The sequence below is a fragment of the Paludisphaera mucosa genome (assembly GCF_029589435.1).
GTDB classification, from domain to species: Bacteria; Planctomycetota; Planctomycetia; order Isosphaerales; family Isosphaeraceae; genus Paludisphaera; species Paludisphaera mucosa.
The window spans coordinates 1,369,305-1,386,329 of the sequence record NZ_JARRAG010000001.1; the positions used below are offsets into that span (position 1 = coordinate 1,369,305).

A 17,025-nucleotide genomic window follows, 5' to 3' on the forward strand; every position below is an offset into this window, starting at 1 on the left:
TGGCCGACGCTTACCGGTCCTCCCGGCGATTTCGGGCGTCGCAGGAGCGTCAGCGACGCGGCGGAGGGCCGCAGCGGGCTATAGTTGCGCCGAGGCCGGCCGCCGCGACGCATGCGTCGGCGAGTCCTTGACTGGCCGGTCCGACCAGAGTTAGCCTTGAAGGCGAACCATCGGCCGAGCGTTCCGCCCTGCACAGCCCGGACGCGAGAGCGGGCTCCTGCCTCCCGTCGCCCCGCTGCACCGCCCGCTCGCGTCCGTCTCCCGCTCCGATCTTTTACACGTGGTCCGGAGACCTACAGCATGCAGAACAAACCCCTCGTGAATCGTCGCACCTTCCTGGAGACGGCCGGCGCCGCGACCGGAGCGGCCGTGGCCGCCGGCACCTTCGCCCACCCCGCGGTCGGCGCCGTGAAGGGTGCCAACGAGCGGATCAACGTCGCCATCCTCGGCCCCGGCGGACGCGCCCAGGAGCACATCCGCATCCTGGGCCACCTGAAGGAAGAGACGAAGCTGGTCGACATCATCGGCCTCTGCGACGTCTGGGACGGCAACGACGACGCCAAGCGCGGGCTCTACTACTCCGCCAAGAAGGTGGGCCTGGACGCCGAGGGGAAGGACAAGGACCGGATCACCAAGGATTACCGCAAGATCCTGGAGTGCAAGGACGTCGACGTCGTCCTGGTCGCCACCCCCGACCACTGGCACGCCAAGATGTGCCAGGACGCGATGGAGGCGGGCAAGGACGTCTACTGCGAAAAGCCGATGACCCACACCATCGAGGAGGCCCGCAAGCTCGTCGAGACGGTCAATCGGACCAAGCAGGTCTTCACCGTGGGCGTCCAGTCCACCGCCGACCCCCGCTGGCGTGAGGCCAACAAGCTCATCACCGACGGCAAGATCGGCAAGGTGATGCAGGGCCAGACGTCGTACTACCGCAACAGCAACGTCGGCCAGTGGCGGTACTACAAGCTCACCAAGGACATGACGCCCAAGACGGTCGACTGGAAGATGTTCCTCGGCACCGACTTCGGCCTGGCCCCCGACCAGCCCTTCGACCGCGCCCGCTACGCCCAGTGGCGCTGCTACTGGGACTTCGGCGGCGGCATGTACACCGACCTGTTCGTCCACCAGCTCACCCACCTGATCCTGGCGATGGGCGTCCGCCTGCCGCGGCGGGTCGTCGGCGCCGGCGGCCTCTACATGGAGTACGACGGCCGCGACGTGCCCGACGTCGCCACGGTGGTGGCCGACTACGACGAGGGCTGTCAGGTCCTCATCTCGGCCACCATGTGCAACGACGTCCAGCTCCCCGAAGTCATCCGCGGCCACACCGCGACCGTCCGGTTCGACCCCACGCCCAAGGGGGGCTACTCGGTCGTCCAGCAGAAGCTCGAAGGCCGGCCGGCCCCTCCGGGAGCCAACCAGGGCGAGGGCGGCGACAAGTTCACCCCCGAGCAGCCTCGCGAAGACACCCGCGCCCTCTGGGAGCACTTCCTCGAGTGCACCCGGTCGCGCAACCCCGAGACCCTCTGCCCGGTCGAGCTCGGCTACGCCGCGATCGCCACGGTCAACCTCGGCGTCAAGTCTTACCGCGAAGGCAAGGCGTACTACATCAACAAGGAGAACGGCGAGGTCGTCGACGCCGACTCCGCCTGGGCCGCCCGCTGGGAAGAGCGCAGCAAGCTCCGCGGCAAGCCAAACCAGGTCATCGGCTGGAACGCCGGCGAGACCGGCTCGCTCCTCGAAGCTCCCGAGTACCAGAAGCTCGGCGGCACCTGGGTCGACGGCAAGGACCCCGCCGGCGCCTGAGCCGACAGGCGTCGATCCGCGCCGGATTTCCGGCGCGGATCGACGCCGTTCCCATCAACGCCCCGCGGGACGCGCCTCTGGCCGTTACGCGGGGCGTCGTCATGCGCGAGACGTACCCGACCGCGAGGACGGCTGCCGGGCGAGGGCGGTTCGCCCGCGACGTCCGCCGCCTCGTCGGCTAAACTCCGATGCGACATCGGCCCGCGCACGGTTTCCGACACTTCGGTCGACGGGAGTCCAGCATGAATCGACGTGACTTGAACGCGACCATCGGACTGATCCTGGGAGCCCTCCTGATCCTCGGGTCGCCGGAGCAGGGGAGGGCCCAGCAGGAGAAACGAACAGAGCAGGAAGACCTACGCGCCCCCGGCGAGGAGCACAAGCGGCTCAACGCCATGGCGGGCCGCTGGGACGTGGTCGTGACCTACAGGCTGGGCCCCGATCGCGAGATGAAGGGGACCGCCCAATGCGATGCGAAGTGGGTGCTCGACGGCCGGTTCCTACGGCAGGATTACCGCAGCGAAATCCAGAAACGACCCTTCGAGGTCGTGCAGTACCTCGGGTTCGACCGCAGCAAGAAGAGGTTCGTCGAGCTGAAGATGGACAGCATGGATACCGCGGTGATGCACAACGAAGGCTCCCTCTCCGACGACGGCCGGACGATCACTTGCGTGGGAGAACGACTCGATCGTGAGGACGGCCGATCCCGTCCCCTGCGTACCGTCTACACCCTCACCGACGCCGATCACTTCACCCTGTCGTGGTACACGACCGATTCAACGGGGAAGGAAGAGAAGGCCGTCGAGCTGGTCCATACGCGCAGGGCCCCCTGAGACGCAGGGGCGCTTATCTATCCTCGCACCGGAGCCAGGACGGCGAGAACCCGGAACATGCGCTGAACCTAATTCTACTGTAACCGATTTCTCGTGACACCCCGGGTCGGGCCTTATATTCTGACGGGTGTGGAGGATACGCACACCCCAGGGAACTGCCCCGATGTCACTCCTGGATCATCACGAGGCCCAGGCCCTGCTGGCCGACGCTGTGGTCTCCACCGACGCCGTTCGGGGTCGGGACGACCGCCTGACGGATTTTCTCCAACGCTACCTGCCTCGCTTCTATCGGGTCGAGCAACGGGCGACGGCGGCCCTGGTCATCCGCGGCCGGCTCGGCGGCCTGGAGCGCAAGACCTCCGAGCCGATCGCCATCGAGGCCGGGCTGCCCCGCAAGCCGATCCAGTTCTTCGTCGGCTCGGGCAAGTGGGACGACGAGTCTGTCATGTCCGAGTTGCGGGCGCACGTCGGCGACGAGATGGCCGACTCCGACGGCGTCGTGGTGGTCGACGGCAGCTCCTTCCCCAAGAAGGGGACCGAGTCGTGCGGGGTCGCCCGGCAGTGGTGCGGCCGGCTCGGCAAGGTGGACAACTGCCAGGTCGGCGTCTTCCTCGCCTACGCGGCCGGCGACGGCTATGCCCCGCTGGACCGTCGGCTCTACCTGCCGGAGGATTGGTCCGGCGACGCGGCCCGCCGCGAGAAGCGCCACGTCCCGCCGGAGGTCGCATTCCGCGAGAGGTGGCAGATCGCCCTGGAGATGCTGGATCGGAGCTTGCCCGGCCTGGCCCACGGCTGGATCGCCGGCGATGACGAATTCGGCCGGGCCTCCGAGTTCCGCGCGGCGTTGCGTCGGCGGAAGGAACGCTACGCCCTGGACGTGCCGTGCAACACCACGGTGCGCGACCTGGAACGTCGGCGACCGCCGCGCAAGCGGGCCGGCGTCGGCCGCAAGCGCGAGACGCCGTTCGTCCGCGCCGACGCCTGGGCGGCGAGCCGGTCGGAGTCGCGTTGGGAGCGGATCGAGGTGCGCGACGGCGAGAAGGGCCCGCTGGTCGTGGACGCGATGACGGCCCGGGTGAGAACCAGGCAGGAAGGCCGGGTCGGTCCCGAAGAGCGCCTGGTGGTGATCCGCGTGGTCGGCGAGTCGCGGATCGACTACGCCCTGACCGACGCCGGCCCCGAGGTCCCGCTCGCGGAGGTCGTGCGAGCCCAGCGGCGACGGCACCGGATCGAGGAGATGTTCGAGGCCGGCAACGGCGAGGCCGGGCTGGACCACTACGAGGTGCGGAGCTGGGTCGGCTGGCGCCACCACATGACGCTGTCGCTGGTGGCGTTATGGTTCTTGTGCCTGGAGCGACGGCGGGTCGGGGGGGGAAACCCCGGCGATCACCGTGCCGCAGACGCGGCACATCCTGGCCCGGCTGCTCCGCGACCCGCCGCCGAGCCCGGAGGAGATCGCCCGCGTGGTGTCGCGGGTGCTGCGGCGTAACGAGGAGTCGAGGATCTACCGCTGGCACGAGGCCGCCGGGACGTTCCCCCCGCGACGGCCGAGGCCGAATACCGGTTAGGCGGCGCCACGCATGCACTACCTGAAATATCGCTGGGACGAGGATCGAGGCGACGAATACGCCGGCTGGGGTGGCTCTTGGTGGTATTTCGAGATCGGCGACGACGGGTCTCCCTCCCGCCAAGTTGAGGAGTACGACGGCGGGGTCCGCCTCCGCTACAGCCACGAGCATCGTGAGGACCGATTCGGCGGCCTCGGTTACGGCCATGAATCCGAGATGGATCGCTCGGCCGATGCGGTGCTATCCGCCGAGGAATTCGATGTAGTGTGGCGGCGATGCCCCTGGCACAACGATCCCGCCTGACGTCGAAGGACGGGAAGACCGGCCGCCGGAACGATCTCCTTGGGCCGAGGTGAGGAGCCTGGAAAAACAGTTACAGTAGAATTAATCCGAGCGGGGGAACCACTCGCCGCCGACGCAGGTTCGTTCGAGGGTGAGCCCCCCCGCGGGGTCGCGACGCATCAGGACGAGGTCCGCGGGCTGGCCGACCGCGATACGGGGCTCCGGTCGCTGCAGCAGCCGGGCCGGGTTGAGCGTCACGAGGTCGAGCAGAGGGCGCGGAAACGCCGGTTCGACCGAGTTGAGGAACCGCAGCCCGGCCTCCAGGCCCTGCGTCGATCCTGCCAGGTAGGGCGTACCGGCGAGGACGATCTTCCCCCCCGGATCGACGTCCCAGGCGCCGTAATTTCCGGGGGGGAGCCCGGCGAGCCAGCCGGCGTCGCTGACCAGGATCAGCCTCCGCCAGCCCTTCGCCCGCACCAGGACGCGGAGCACGTCCGGGTCGAGGTGATGGCCGTCGGCGATCAACGATGCATTTAGCCGGTCTTCGGCGGCCTGGAACCAGATCGGGTTGGGGTGGCGGGGAAGCTCCGAGGCGATCCCGTTCCCCAGGTGTGTGCTCAAAGTCGCCCCGGCTTCCACCGCCGCCCGCAAGGTCTGGCGATCCGTCGCCGTATGACCGATGGCGACGACGACGCCCGCCGCCGTCGCCTGGCGGATGAACTCCGCCGCACCCGGACGCTCGGGGGCGAGCGTGGTCAGTACGACACGCCCTCCGGAAGCCTCTTGAAAGCGTTCGAACAGGCTCCAGTCGGGATCCCGCATCGCCTCGACGGGATGCGTGCCCCGGTACCCGGGAAGCTCGGACAGGAACGGTCCTTCCAGGTGGACGCCGACGACCATCCGGTCGACATCGGGCTCGGCCTCGCAGGCCCGGGCGATGGTCTTGAGCCCATGCAGAGTATGCTCGACCGGGGCCGTGATGAGCGTGGGGCAGAGGCGTGCGACGCCCAGGCCGCGCTGGGCGCGGACGATGGCGACGACCTGCTCGACGGTCAGGCCCGGGCTGGAGAAGGAGTGGCCCCAGCGACCGTTCGTCTGGACGTCCCAGAACGCCGGGGCGATGAAGCGCTCGTTTTCACCGTCCTCGGCGAGGCCGTCGAGGGGGTCGATTCGCTCGATCATGCCGGCCCGGGTCTCGATTTGGACCCGACGTGGGCCGTCCCAATCTCGTCCCCGGACGATCACGACGTCGTGGCCTTCCGGCGCTGCAGGGCGGCGGTGATGAACTCGCGGAAGAGCGGGTGGGGGTGAGTCGGCTTGGACTGGAACTCGGGATGGAACTGCACGGCCACGAACCAGGGGTGGTCGGACAGCTCGACGATCTCGACGATCTGGCCGTCCGGGCTCTTGCCCGAGGCCACGAGGCCGGCCTTTTCCAGGGATTCGCGGTACGTGTTGTTGAACTCGTAACGGTGGCGATGGCGTTCGGAGATGCGTTCGACCCCGTACGCCTTGCGAGCGAGCCGGTCGGGGGTCAGCTCGCAGGGCCACGCCCCCAGCCGCATCGTTCCGCCTCGATGGGTGACGGCCATCTGCTCTTCCATCAGGGCGATGACGGGATGGTCGCAGTCCTTCTCGAACTCGGTGCTGTTCGCGTCTTCGAGGCCGAGGACGGTGCGGGCGAACTCGATCACCGCGCACTGCATCCCCAGGCAGATGCCGAAGAAGGGGAGGCCGCGGGTGCGGGCGTAGCGGATGGCCTCGATCTTGCCCTCGATCCCCCGCATGCCGAATCCGCCGGGGACGAGGACGCCGTCGACGCCCCCCAGCAGGGCGTCCGCCCCCCGCGCGCTCACTTCTTCGGCCTCGATGCGCACGACCGAGACCCGGGCCCGGTTGGCGATCCCGGCGTGGTCGAGCGACTCGTAGACCGACTTGTAGGCGTCGCGGTGCTTCATGTACTTGCCGACGACGGCGATCCGCACCTCGTGCTTCGGGTGCACGATCCGCTCGACCATCTCGGTCCATTCCGTCAGGTCGAGCGGGCTGGCCTTGAGGCCCAGCCGCTTGACGAGGAGGTTGTCGAGCCCGTTCTGGACCAGGCTCAGCGGCACCTCGTAGATGCTGTACTGCCGGTCGCGTTCCTCGATGACCGCCTTCTTGTCGACGTTGCAGAAGAGGGCGATCTTGTCCTTGTCGTCGGTCGGGATCGGCTGCTCGCTGCGGCAGATGAGGATGTCGGGCTGGATGCCGATCTGGCGGAGCGCGCCGACGGAGTGCTGCGTCGGCTTGGTCTTCAGCTCGGCCGCGGCCTTGAGGTAGGGGACCAGCGTCAGGTGGATGTAGACGCAGTTCTCGCGGCCCACGTCGATGGCGAACTGGCGGATCGCCTCCAGGAAGGGGAGGCTCTCGATGTCGCCGACGGTCCCGCCGATCTCGGTGATCACCACGTCGACGTCGTCGGTCGCGAGCTGGTGGACCGCCGCCTTGATCTCGTCGGTGACGTGGGGGATGACCTGCACGGTCTTGCCCTCGTAATACCGCCCCTCGCGCTCCTTCTGGATGACGGAGAGGTAGATCTTGCCCGTCGTGTAGTTGCAGTCCTTGGTGAGCGTAGCGTGCGTGAACCGCTCGTAGTGGCCGAGGTCGAGGTCGGTCTCGGAACCGTCGTCCAGGACGTAGACCTCGCCGTGCTGGTACGGGCTCATCGTGCCCGGGTCGACGTTGATGTAGGGGTCGAACTTCTGGAGTCGCACCCGCAGCCCGCGCTGTTCCAGGATCATGCCGATCGAGGCGCAGGTGAGCCCCTTGCCGAGCGAGCTGACAACGCCGCCCGTCACGAAGATGTGCTTGGCCATCGCCTAACCTTGGTGGGTGAGCCTGGACCCGGTCGTGGTAAAAGCCCAGTATACAAGACCCGGGCGACCACGGCGAGGCCGCCCCGGGCTCGACCGGCCCGGCGTTTACGCATCACTCGACCCCGCCCCCCGCGAAGGCGCCGGCGCGGCCTAGTCAGTCCTCCGAAGGCTCATCGTCGGCGACGGGCTCGACGTCGATCTCCAGGTTCATGCGATAGCCGATCTCCTCGATCCCGGCCGTCCAGGCGTCGTCGGCGTCGGGCGGGACCAGCACCAACGCCCGCATGGCGAACAGTGGCGCGGCGCTGGTGGGCGCCGGCGCCGATTCGGAGTCCATCTCCTCGATGCTGATCCCGTGTCGCGCCAGCAGGCTCGCGATCTCATGGATGATTCCTTCGTGGTCGGCTCCGTCCACCTGGATGTGGAAGGGGGCCCAGCCGACGTGGGATTCCGCGTCCGAATCGGCGTGGCCGACCGCGACCTTATAACCCCGGCCCGCCAGCCCCTCGAAATCGGCGTCGATCCCGTCGCCCTTGCCTTCGGGCGTCGAGACGAGCATCAGGACCGCGAACTGGCCGCCGAGACGCGCCATGCGGCTGGTCTCGACGTTGCCCCCGCGGACGAGCACTAGGCGGGTCACTTCCTCGACGATCCCGATGCGGTCGGGGCCGGTCACGGTCAGGACGAAATTCTCGGACATGGCAAGCTCCAGCGGTCGAATCGAGAGGTCAAGGGGACGATCGCCAGGACTCTCACCTATTTCACCCGCACAAGCTTCATGATGCGGCCCGAGACGTTCCAGTCCTGGACGTACAGGTTGCCGTCCTTGTCCCATGACGAACCATGAGTGCCGCTGAAGATCCCCTCGACCCACTGCTCCTGGGGGATGTTATAGTTGCCCCCCTTCGCCGGGTCGGGGTTGTTGCCGAGGACCGAGACGATCGTATTCGTCTTGTCGAGGATCACCACCCGGCCGTGGAGGTCCGGCACCGAGACGAAATCGCCCTGCACCGAGGCCGACGTCGGCATGCCCAGCCCGGTCACGATCTCCTCGATGAAATTGCCGTCGAGGTCGTAGTGGAGCAACCGACCCTTGGGCTGGTGGTTGCGGTCGCAGATGATCAGGCGGGGAGGCTCGTAACGCGTGTCGAGCGTCATTCCATGCGCGGTGTTGAACTCCTTCAGGCCGTTCCCCTTCACGCCGAAGTGCTTCAGGTATTTGCCCGCCTTGTCGAACTTGAAGATGTGGTCGCTGGCGTAGCCGTCCGAGAGGAAGATGTCGCCGTTGGGCGCGACGGTGATCGCCGTGGGATTGAACTTCTTGAGGTCCAGCCCCGACTCCTTCGGGAAGGGCAGGCGCAGGACGATCTCGCCGGTCCGGGCGTTGAGCTTGACCCCTTCGGCGTTGTTGTTACGCGCCCCGTAGAGGAACTCGCCGCCCGCCTCGTCACGGATCTCGATGTCGTGCATGTCGGAGTACTGGTCGCCCAGGTACTTGCCGATCAACTTGCCCTCGGGCGAGAAGACGAAGACTCCGGCGTGGGCGCTCGTGTAGACGTTGCCGTCCTTGTCGACGGCCACCCCGCCGTGGGTCGGCCCGATGAGGGACTTCCCGTCGGTCCCCAGGCCCCAGCCCGGCACCGTGTCGAACGTCATGAGGCCGCAGCCCATGCGAACGGGCTGAGACTTGTCGGCGGCGGCCCCCGTCGACGCGAGCCCGAGGACGACGGCCGCGGCGATCGCGAGGGATGCGGAACGATGCTGCACGTTCAGGACTCCTGAGGGAGAGGATGTCGGCGCCGGAGATGCCGTACTCGGGCGCAGCGTCTCCCGCAGAGACTAACAGCCCCGGCCGGCGAGATACAGATCACGCCGCACTCACCGCCCTCCGTCTCGATTCTCCCGGTCGGACTGCGAATTGCACGCTTCCACGGTCAAGAAACGCGTCGGGTCGGCGAAGGCTTCCTGGAGAAATCCCCAAATACCGTCGACCTCGCCGAGTCCATCGGGATCGACCGGATCGAATCGGAGAAGCGGATGGCCTCCCCAGAGCAAGCCCAGGCGCGTCCCTTGTTCCGCAAGCTCGCCCTCGGCATGGCGGGCGTCTGCCTCGCGCTGGGCGGGATCGTCGTGTTCGCACCCGTCGAAGCCCCGACCTTCACGGCCGGGGTGTGCCTCTTCGTCGGCTTCGTCATGCTGACGATCGGACTGACCGGTTCGTGGCCCGCGCCGAGGAAGCGGTAGCCGGGCCGTCTTTGTCCGAGTTGAGGAAGGACCGCGGGCCCGGTCCGCCTCAGACGTCCAGGGTCCCCTCGATCGAATCGTCGAGGGTCACGCCGATCGCGGCGCCGACCAGCATCTTGATCCCGGCGACCATCCCGCCGTGCTTCGTGTCCCAGTAATAGCCCTCGGTCGGCGCGACCTCGATCACGGTGATGCGCGGGTCGTCCTGCCCCCCGGTGAACCAGGTTTTGAGGACGGGCTCCCACAACTCCGCGATCTTCGCCTTGTGCGCGGAAAGGGTGGCGCGGCCTTCGAGATAGAGGAAGTCGGAGTGCTGGGAGCCGTGGAAATAGAGCTTCACCGACGGGTCGCGTTGGAGCTCTTGCACCTGATGACTGTCATTCGCGGCCAGGAACCAGAGATGGCCCTGGTCGTCGACCTGCCGGACGTTCATCGGCCGGGTTCCCCGCGAGCCGGCCATCGGCACGGTGCAGAAGAAGCCGTTTTCCGCCTTGCGGACGATCGTCTGGATCTCGGCGACGGCCTTCGGGCCGTGGAGGTCTTCGTGATTCTGTTCCGGCTGATTCTGGTTGATCGAGTCCATGTGAGCCGCTTCCCGGTGTGAGTCGAATCCCTTGCAATGACTCGACCACGATCGCAATCGGCGTGCCGAGACGGGGCCGCGTGCGGCCTCATGCTAGCGGCGTCCTGGGGACGGCGTCGGGACTCGGACGAAGGGGACGTTTCCCTGCCGCGCCCTGACTCTATCCGCGACTCGTACGATACGGCCCTGGTACACTGACGCGTCGAGATGTGAGTCAGACAAGCGATCCTTGTTCCATCGGGGGGCGCATCGTGCCCGCCACGTCCAGCGCAGAAGATTCGTATCAGGCCGCCAATTTCTCGGTCGAGATCGACGGCTTCGCGAATGTGAGGGTGTCCCGGATCAGGGGGCTCCGCCGCAGGACGAGCGTGATCGTCGTGCGCGAGGGGGGCGACCCCGGGGCCGGCCGCTCGTCGCCGGGGCTGACCCGAATCGCCCCGATCATCCTGGAACGACCCCGCACTAACGACGACACCTTCGAGAGGTGGGCCGATCTCGTGGCCACCCGGACCGCGGGAGGACGCGATTTTCGCCGCTCCATGGCGATCGTCCTCCTGCTGCCCGACGGCACCCCGGGGATCCAGTACAACGTCTTCGATTGCTGGCCGTCGCGGTATGAGGCGGTCGACGAACTGGACGCCCTGTCGAGCCAGGCCGTGATGGAGCGTCTGGTCGTCCAGCACCAGGGATGGGAATCCCTGCGGCTCTAACGACCGCCAGGAGCCGCAGGAGTCGCCCCTCAGCCCAGGGACCAGCCCGGACGATAGTCGCGACGGATCATCGGGTCGGCCTCGGAAGCGTTGGTCGCCTTCAGCGCGGCGGCGTCCCATTCGAGCTTCCGGCCGACGCGGTAGGCCACGTTGCCGAGGTGGTTGGCCTCGGTCAGCCATCCCGCGTACTCGAAGTTACACGTGGTCGGCGCGCCGGTCTTGCAGGCGTGGATCCACTCGGCGTGGTGGCCGAGCGACTTCGGGATCGTCGGCTCGGGACGTTTGTAGTCGCGGAACCGCTCCTCAGGCAGCAGGAGGTTGCGGCCGTAGTCGGAGAGGAGCATCCCCTTCTCGCCGACGAAGAGCACGCCGCTGTCCCACTTCGGGATCGCCCCCGTGGTCCAGGGCTCGGGCTTCATGGCGCCCTGGTACCAGGTCAGGGTCAGGGCGGGCTGCTCTCCCCGGGCCTCGTACTCGTACACTGCCTTCATGCTGGCCGGCGCGATCTCGGCGTGCGGGGGCGGGCCGAAGGCCTCGATGGTGCTGGGGGTTTTGAGCTTCAGGGCCCAGAAGGGGAGGTCGATCCAGTGGCTCCCCAGGTCGCTCATGGTGCCGTTGCCGAAATCCCACCAGCGATACCATTTCGGGCCAGGGAAATAGACCTCGTGGAAGGGCCGCGACGCGACCGGCCCGAGCCAGAGGTCCCAGTCGAGGCCGGTCGGGATCGGCGTCGAACCCGTCGGCCGCTCGGTGACCGAGACGATGTCGCCGTTGGCCTTCGCATCCTCGGGGGACTGACGCCCCCAGGCGCGGCCGACCCACACGTGGACGTCCTTGACCGCGCCGACGGCCCCGGCCTGGATCAATTCGACGACCCGGCGGTAATTGTCGCCGGCGTGGATCTGCGTCCCCATCTGGGTGGCGACCCTGGCCTTGGCGGCGGCCTCGCGGATCAGCCTCGCCTCCCAGACGTCGTGGGTCAGCGGCTTCTCGCAGTAGACGTGCTTGCCCAGCAGCAGGGCCGGCAGGGTGGCGAAGGCGTGGGTGTGCTCGGTCGTACTCACGACGACGGCGTCGTAGCTCTTGAGGTCGTCGAACAGCTTGCGGAAGTCCTGGTATTTCTTGGCCCGGGGGTGGGCCTGCGCGGCGCGGGCGACGGCTCCCTCGTAGACGTCGCAGAGGGCGACGACGTCCTCGGAACTCACGTCGGCCAGGTTCGATCCGCCGCGGCCGCCCACGCCAATGCAGGCGATGCTCAACTTCTCGTTGAGGTTCCGCCCCCGAACCACGGCCGGGGCCGCGAACGCGCCCAGCGCCGCCGCGGTCGCCGTCCTGTGGAACTGACGCCTCGATGCGGCCCCATCCGGCGTCGGCTGGGCTTTGGTCGAATCGCTGGTCATGCAGGCCTCCCGGGCTTCGGCGCGGCAAGGCCCCGGCCGGGCGTCGTCCGTCCGGTCCGCAGGGGCCACGTCAGAGCATCGCCCAGCCGGCGAGGCGACGCAAGCTACTGTCGACCCGGCGGGGCGGCGTCCGATCGGGAACCGCGGTCGCTGAGTCGAGGAACCGGAAATGCGAGACGCCCCGTGACGGCGAACCGTCCGGGGCGTCGGGGGAACCAGGCCGCTTTTCGGTGAACTCGCGAGGTCGAGTTCGGCGGCTCGTCGTGGCTGAGTGCCGGAGACAGGACTTGAACCTGCACGGGCATGGTTAGCCCACTAGCCCCTCAAGCTAGCGTGTCTGCCAATTCCACCACTCCGGCGTCGCGGTGTTTCACTTGTTAGGTGAGGTATCATTCTGTGGGCGAGATCGTGGATTGTCAAGCGTTGGGCGACCCGAAGCCGCGATCTCGCATTCGTCGAGTTCCCGGCCGGGCCCATGGCGGAGGGATTCGATGGTCAAGTCGTTGATCGCTCGTTTGTTCTCGAATCGGCCCGCGACGGAGCCGCTGCGGTTCGTGGTCTACTCGCGCGAGGGTTGCGGCTGCTGCCGGAAGGCGTTGGCCGTCCTGGGCGAGTTCCAGTCGCGGCATCGGTTCGTCGTCGAGGAGGTCGACGTCGACGCGTCCCCGGATGTCCGGGCCCGATACGGCGGCGATGTCCCGGTCGTGGAGGTCGGCGGCCGCGTGCGGTTTCGCGGGTCGATCAATCCGGCGATGCTCGAACGGTTATTGAAGGCGGAAGCGTCCGCCGGCGAGGCGGGATGAGCACGGCTTGTCAGGCGACGGGCCGCGCGGGGGAGGGGGCCACCACGAGGTTGAGGGCTTCGGCCCGCCAGCGGGAGCCGTCGTGGACCAGGTCGTTGATCGACGCGAAATCGATGGCGATGGCGTCGAAGTCCGCGGGGGTGCGGTCGGCCAGCAGGCTCGTCAGGGCGACGCGGATGACGATCCCGTGGACGACGACCAGGAACCTGCCCCCCTTATGACGCTTCGAGAGGTCGTCGAGGATCGGCCGCACGCGGCGGTCGATGTCGGCGAACGACTCGCCGCCGGGATGCGAGAACTCGACCTCGCCGGCGATCCAGCGACGCTTCGATTCTTCGTAGACGCCCCAGCCCTCGTCGCGAGTCCGGCCGCTCAGGGGGCCGATCTTGCGCTCGTGAAGCTCGGGGATGACGACGGGCGACTGGCCGAGGGCGTGGGCGATCGGCGTCGCGGAGGCGACCGCCCGACGGAGCGCCGAGCAGTAGACGGCCTCGGCCCCTCGCGAGGCCAGGTGATCCGCCAGCAATCCGGCCTGCTTGTGCCCCCACTCGCTCAGGCCGACGTCCGACTCGGCGCCGTGGAAGATGTTCGGCGCGGAGGTCTCCGCGTGCCGAATGAGGGACATGGCGGTTTCCTGCACCATCTTGCTCCCGGGCGCGACAGACAGAAACAATAGGGGCGGAATCCGCGAGCCCGTGGCCGCGGCCGGATGCGGGGCATCCCGGACGCCGGCGCCGAGGCCGCGGTTCCGATTCGACGCCGGTCGACCCTTCAGGCCGGGCGTCACGACTCCAAACAGGGTAACGCAATGACCGCCGACGGGAAAAGCACGGACCTCACCGGCCAGAACGCCAAGTATCGCACGATCCTCCTGTTCGGCATGCCCGGCAGCGGCAAGGGGACGCAGGGGGCCGTGCTGGGGATGCTCCCCGACCTGCTCCACATCTCGATGGGGGACGTCTTCCGCAAGATCCCCCGGCTCGGCAAGATCGGCGCGGAGATCGAGACCTACACCTCCGACGGCAAGATGGTCCCCGACGACCTGACGGTGCGGATCTTCGAGCGCCACATCAAGATCCTGGAGCTTCAGGAGTTCTTCCTCCCCGAGCACCACACCCTGATCCTCGACGGCCTGCCCCGCAGCTACGCCCAGGCCGAGCGGCTCGACTTCCTCCTCGACGTGGTCCAGATCTTCCACCTGAAGATCATGGACAAGAAGCTGGCCCGCAAGCGGCTCCGGGCCCGGGCCCTGCTGGAGAACCGCCTCGACGACATGAGCGAGGACGTCATCAATCGGCGATTGAACACCTATTACGAGGAAACGATCCAGACCCTCAGCTTTTACCCTCCCGAGCTGGTCTTCGACGTCGACGCCGGCCAGGACATGATCGACGTGCTGAAGGACATCGTGAACCGCCTGTCTGAGATCAAGCGCGTCGCCGTCCCCGTCGCCTCGGTCCCCGAGGCGGTCGCCGACGCCCGATCCTGACCCGAAGGGGCCCGGCCGGCGGCCCATCCCTCTCCCCGTCGGCCTCGACGCGTCCCTCGTCCCCCCAACCTACGCCCGACGCCCCCCGCAGGAGAGCCGCCCCATGGCGCACGCCCCCGTCTCGCCGACCGCCGCCGATCCCGCCGCCGCGTTCCGTCCTTACGTGCCAGCCGATCAGGAGCCCGCCGAATTGACCTTCCGGGCGGTCGCCCTCGGGTCGATCCTGGGCGTGGTGTTCGGGGCCTCGTCGCTCTACCTCTTCTTGAAGGTCGGGATGACCGTCTCGGCGTCGATCCCCGTGGCGGTGCTGGCGATCACGATCTTCCGCGGGCTCTCCTACGCGTTCGGCCTGCGACGGGCGACGATCCTCGAGAACAACGTCGTCCAGACCGCGGGATCGGCGGGCGAGTCGATCGCCTTCGGCGTGGGTGCGACGATGCCGGCCCTGATGCTGCTCGGGTACAACCTCGAATGGTCCCGGGTCATGCTCGTCTCGGTTCTCGGCGGCCTGCTGGGCATCCTGATGATGATCCCCCTGCGCAAGGCGTTCATCGTCAAGCAGCACGGGGTCCTGCCGTATCCCGAGGGGACCGCCTGCGCCAAGGTGCTGATCGTCGGCGAGCACGGCGGGTCGAACGCCCGGACCGTCTTCCTGGGCTTCGGCCTGGGCGCCATGTACAAGATCCTGATGCAGGGCCTGAAGCTCTGGCCGGCCGAGTGGGACAAGGCGGTCGTCGGCATCAAGGGCTATAACAAGGCGGTCGTGGCGCTCGAGCCCGACCCGACGCTGCTGGGCGTCGGCTACATCATCGGCCCGCGGATCGCCGCGGTCATGGTCGGCGGCGGCCTGCTCACGTCCCTGATGCTCGTCCCCATGATCGCGTACTTCGGCGAGGGCCTGCCGACCGTGCTGCCGCCGGGCCAGGCGAAGATCGCCGAGATGGCCCCGGGGCAGATCTCGGGCCAGTACGTCCGCTACATCGGCGCCGGCGCCGTGGCGACCGGCGGCATCCTGAGCATGCTCAACGCCCTGCCGCTGATCTTCTCCTCGATCGCAGGCAGCCTGAAGGCCCTGCGGCCGGCCGGCGCGACGGGCGAGATCGAGGCGGGGGACACGCCCAGGACGGATCGCGACATCCCGCTGCCCCTCGTCCTGCTGGGGACGCTCGGCCTGGTCGCCCTCATCGCGACCTCCAGCCTGATCCCCGCCGACGCGACGGGGAGGATCGCCGGGGCCTGCTTGGTCGTGCTGTTCGGCTTCCTCTTCGTGACGGTCAGCTCGCGGATCACGGGCGTCATCGGCTCGTCGTCCAACCCGATCTCGGGGATGACCATCGCCACGCTGCTCCTGACCTGCCTGATCTTCGTCGCTCTCGGCTGGGTGGGAGGCGAGTACCGCCTGATCGCCCTGTCGATCGCGGCCGTGGTCTGCATCGCCTCGTCCAATGGCGGCACGATCTCGCAGGACCTCAAAACCGGCTACCTCGTCGGGGCCACGCCCTGGCGGCAGCAGGTGGCGATCCTCGTCGGGGCTTTGCTCTCGGCCGTCGTCATGGGCGGGACGCTGCTCTGGTTGAACGACGCCTACACCACCTACTCGAACCGTCCCGAGGACCTGCCGACCGCGAGCTTCGACGTGTCGAAGGTCTCGGAGACCGACTCGTACGAAGGCCGGGAGTTCAAGGTCGTGCGCCTGACGGCCCCGATCGAGGGGGCCCTCCCCGGCACCTATTTCGTCAACGACGCCGGCAAGGCCGAATGGATCAAGGACGCCGGGATCGGCGGCCGGCTCGACCACACCACGAGCGGTGCCCCGATCCGCAAGTTCAACCCGCCCCAGCCCCGGCTGTTCGCCACGATCATCGACGGGATCATGTCGGGCGACCTCCCCTGGGGGCTCGTGATCCTGGGGGCCGTGCTGGCGATCGTGGTGCAGCTCGCCGGGGTCTCGGCGCTGGCCTTCGCCGTCGGGGTCTACCTCCCGCTCTCGACGACCCTGCCGATCTTCATCGGCGGCCTGGTGCGCCTGCTGGTCGACCGGGCCCGGAAGTTCTCGGCCGAGGATTCCGAGACCAGCCCCGGCACCATGATGTCCACCGGCCTGATCGCGGGCGGTTCCCTGGCCGGCATCCTGATCGCCCTGTTGGTCGTCTTCGAGAACCTCGGCAAGGCGGTCGACTTCTCCAGCGTCAAGCCGGGCGGCGAGGCCGAGTACCTGCTCCCCGCCCTGGGAGCGTTCGGGGTCCTGACCGTCTCGTTGCTGGTGGTCGCCATGACGGGCAAGCGTCAGGACATGGGGCAGGGGGTCAAGGACGAGACGTCGCTCATCGACGAACCGTGATGCCATATCGATCGGCTTCGAATCGGCTTCACTCGTCGCCGAGACCAAGGAAGCCATGCGACGTAACTATCTTCAGCATAAAAATTTAAGGTGAAAACTCGGGCG

16 protein-coding genes and 1 tRNA gene are annotated in these 17,025 nt (G+C 67.9%); 9 read left to right on the forward strand and 8 right to left on the reverse strand.

What is annotated here, in order from left to right; all coding sequences use genetic code 11:
- Nucleotides 1-300: 300 nt before the first annotated feature.
- The 4 genes from PZE19_RS05480 to PZE19_RS05495 all read left to right on the forward strand — a co-directional run bounded on the left by PZE19_RS05480 (nt 301) and on the right by PZE19_RS05495 (nt 4,513).
- Nucleotides 301-1,809, forward strand: a complete 1,509-nt coding sequence (locus PZE19_RS05480; protein WP_277859564.1) for a Gfo/Idh/MocA family protein — start codon at nt 301-303, stop codon at nt 1,807-1,809.
- A gap of 242 nt (nt 1,810-2,051) precedes the next feature.
- The gene (locus PZE19_RS05485; RefSeq protein ID WP_277859565.1) at nt 2,052-2,642 is read left to right on the forward strand and encodes a DUF1579 family protein; all 591 of its coding nucleotides are present in this window, start codon (nt 2,052-2,054) and stop codon (nt 2,640-2,642) included.
- Between the two features lie 163 nt (nt 2,643-2,805).
- The gene (locus PZE19_RS05490) at nt 2,806-4,131 is read left to right on the forward strand and encodes an IS701 family transposase (protein ID WP_277859566.1); all 1,326 of its coding nucleotides are present in this window, start codon (nt 2,806-2,808) and stop codon (nt 4,129-4,131) included.
- Between the two features lie 91 nt (nt 4,132-4,222).
- On the forward strand, nt 4,223-4,513 hold the full coding sequence (locus PZE19_RS05495; protein ID WP_277859567.1) for a hypothetical protein: 291 nt from the start codon (nt 4,223-4,225) through the stop codon (nt 4,511-4,513).
- 81 nt (nt 4,514-4,594) lie between these two features.
- Here the strand turns inward: PZE19_RS05495 and PZE19_RS05500 are convergent, their stop codons facing one another.
- From PZE19_RS05500 to PZE19_RS05515, 4 genes are all read right to left on the reverse strand, one after another.
- Entirely contained in the window at nt 4,595-5,674 is a 1,080-nt protein-coding gene (locus PZE19_RS05500; protein ID WP_277859568.1) for an N-acetylglucosamine-6-phosphate deacetylase, read from the reverse strand.
- 59 nt (nt 5,675-5,733) lie between these two features.
- Nucleotides 5,734-7,350 carry a CTP synthase gene (gene pyrG, locus PZE19_RS05505; RefSeq protein ID WP_277859569.1) on the reverse strand — a complete coding sequence of 539 codons (1,617 nt, stop codon included), beginning with the start codon at nt 7,348-7,350 and terminating at the stop codon, nt 5,734-5,736.
- A gap of 154 nt (nt 7,351-7,504) precedes the next feature.
- Nucleotides 7,505-8,050 carry a glycine cleavage system transcriptional repressor gene (locus PZE19_RS05510; protein ID WP_277859570.1) on the reverse strand — a complete coding sequence of 182 codons (546 nt, stop codon included), beginning with the start codon at nt 8,048-8,050 and terminating at the stop codon, nt 7,505-7,507.
- Nucleotides 8,051-8,106: 56 nt separating this feature from the next.
- On the reverse strand, nt 8,107-9,117 hold the full coding sequence (locus PZE19_RS05515) for a 6-bladed beta-propeller (protein WP_277859571.1): 1,011 nt from the start codon (nt 9,115-9,117) through the stop codon (nt 8,107-8,109).
- A gap of 270 nt (nt 9,118-9,387) precedes the next feature.
- On the opposite strand from PZE19_RS05515, the gene PZE19_RS05520 reads away from it, so the two are divergent.
- Nucleotides 9,388-9,594: a hypothetical protein gene (locus PZE19_RS05520; RefSeq protein WP_277859572.1), complete on the forward strand. Its 207-nt coding sequence runs from the start codon at nt 9,388-9,390 to the stop codon at nt 9,592-9,594.
- 49 nt (nt 9,595-9,643) lie between these two features.
- Here PZE19_RS05520 and PZE19_RS05525 read toward each other — a convergent pair whose 3' ends face one another.
- Nucleotides 9,644-10,177 (reverse strand): pyridoxamine 5'-phosphate oxidase family protein, encoded by a 534-nt coding sequence (locus tag PZE19_RS05525; protein WP_277859573.1) that lies wholly within the window; start codon nt 10,175-10,177, stop codon nt 9,644-9,646.
- A 251-nt stretch (nt 10,178-10,428) separates the two neighbouring features.
- Between PZE19_RS05525 and PZE19_RS05530 the strand changes: the two genes are divergently transcribed.
- Nucleotides 10,429-10,887 carry a phage tail protein gene (locus PZE19_RS05530; protein WP_277859574.1) on the forward strand — a complete coding sequence of 153 codons (459 nt, stop codon included), beginning with the start codon at nt 10,429-10,431 and terminating at the stop codon, nt 10,885-10,887.
- A gap of 29 nt (nt 10,888-10,916) precedes the next feature.
- Here the strand turns inward: PZE19_RS05530 and PZE19_RS05535 are convergent, their stop codons facing one another.
- Complete coding sequence (locus tag PZE19_RS05535) at nt 10,917-12,287, reverse strand: Gfo/Idh/MocA family protein (RefSeq protein ID WP_277859575.1); 1,371 nt, start codon at nt 12,285-12,287, stop codon at nt 10,917-10,919.
- A gap of 272 nt (nt 12,288-12,559) precedes the next feature.
- Nucleotides 12,560-12,646, reverse strand: a tRNA-Leu gene (locus PZE19_RS05540).
- A 132-nt stretch (nt 12,647-12,778) separates the two neighbouring features.
- On the opposite strand from PZE19_RS05540, the gene PZE19_RS05545 reads away from it, so the two are divergent.
- Entirely contained in the window at nt 12,779-13,090 is a 312-nt protein-coding gene (locus PZE19_RS05545; RefSeq protein WP_277859576.1) for a glutaredoxin family protein, read from the forward strand.
- A gap of 10 nt (nt 13,091-13,100) precedes the next feature.
- Here PZE19_RS05545 and PZE19_RS05550 read toward each other — a convergent pair whose 3' ends face one another.
- The gene (locus PZE19_RS05550) at nt 13,101-13,715 is read right to left on the reverse strand and encodes a histidine phosphatase family protein (protein WP_277859577.1); all 615 of its coding nucleotides are present in this window, start codon (nt 13,713-13,715) and stop codon (nt 13,101-13,103) included.
- A 183-nt stretch (nt 13,716-13,898) separates the two neighbouring features.
- Here PZE19_RS05550 and PZE19_RS05555 point away from each other — a divergent pair, with 183 nt between their 5' ends.
- Both PZE19_RS05555 and PZE19_RS05560 read left to right on the forward strand, forming a co-directional pair.
- Entirely contained in the window at nt 13,899-14,579 is a 681-nt protein-coding gene (locus tag PZE19_RS05555; protein WP_277859578.1) for an adenylate kinase family protein, read from the forward strand.
- A gap of 103 nt (nt 14,580-14,682) precedes the next feature.
- Complete coding sequence (locus tag PZE19_RS05560; RefSeq protein WP_277859579.1) at nt 14,683-16,920, forward strand: OPT family oligopeptide transporter; 2,238 nt, start codon at nt 14,683-14,685, stop codon at nt 16,918-16,920.
- Nucleotides 16,921-17,025: the final 105 nt, after the last annotated feature.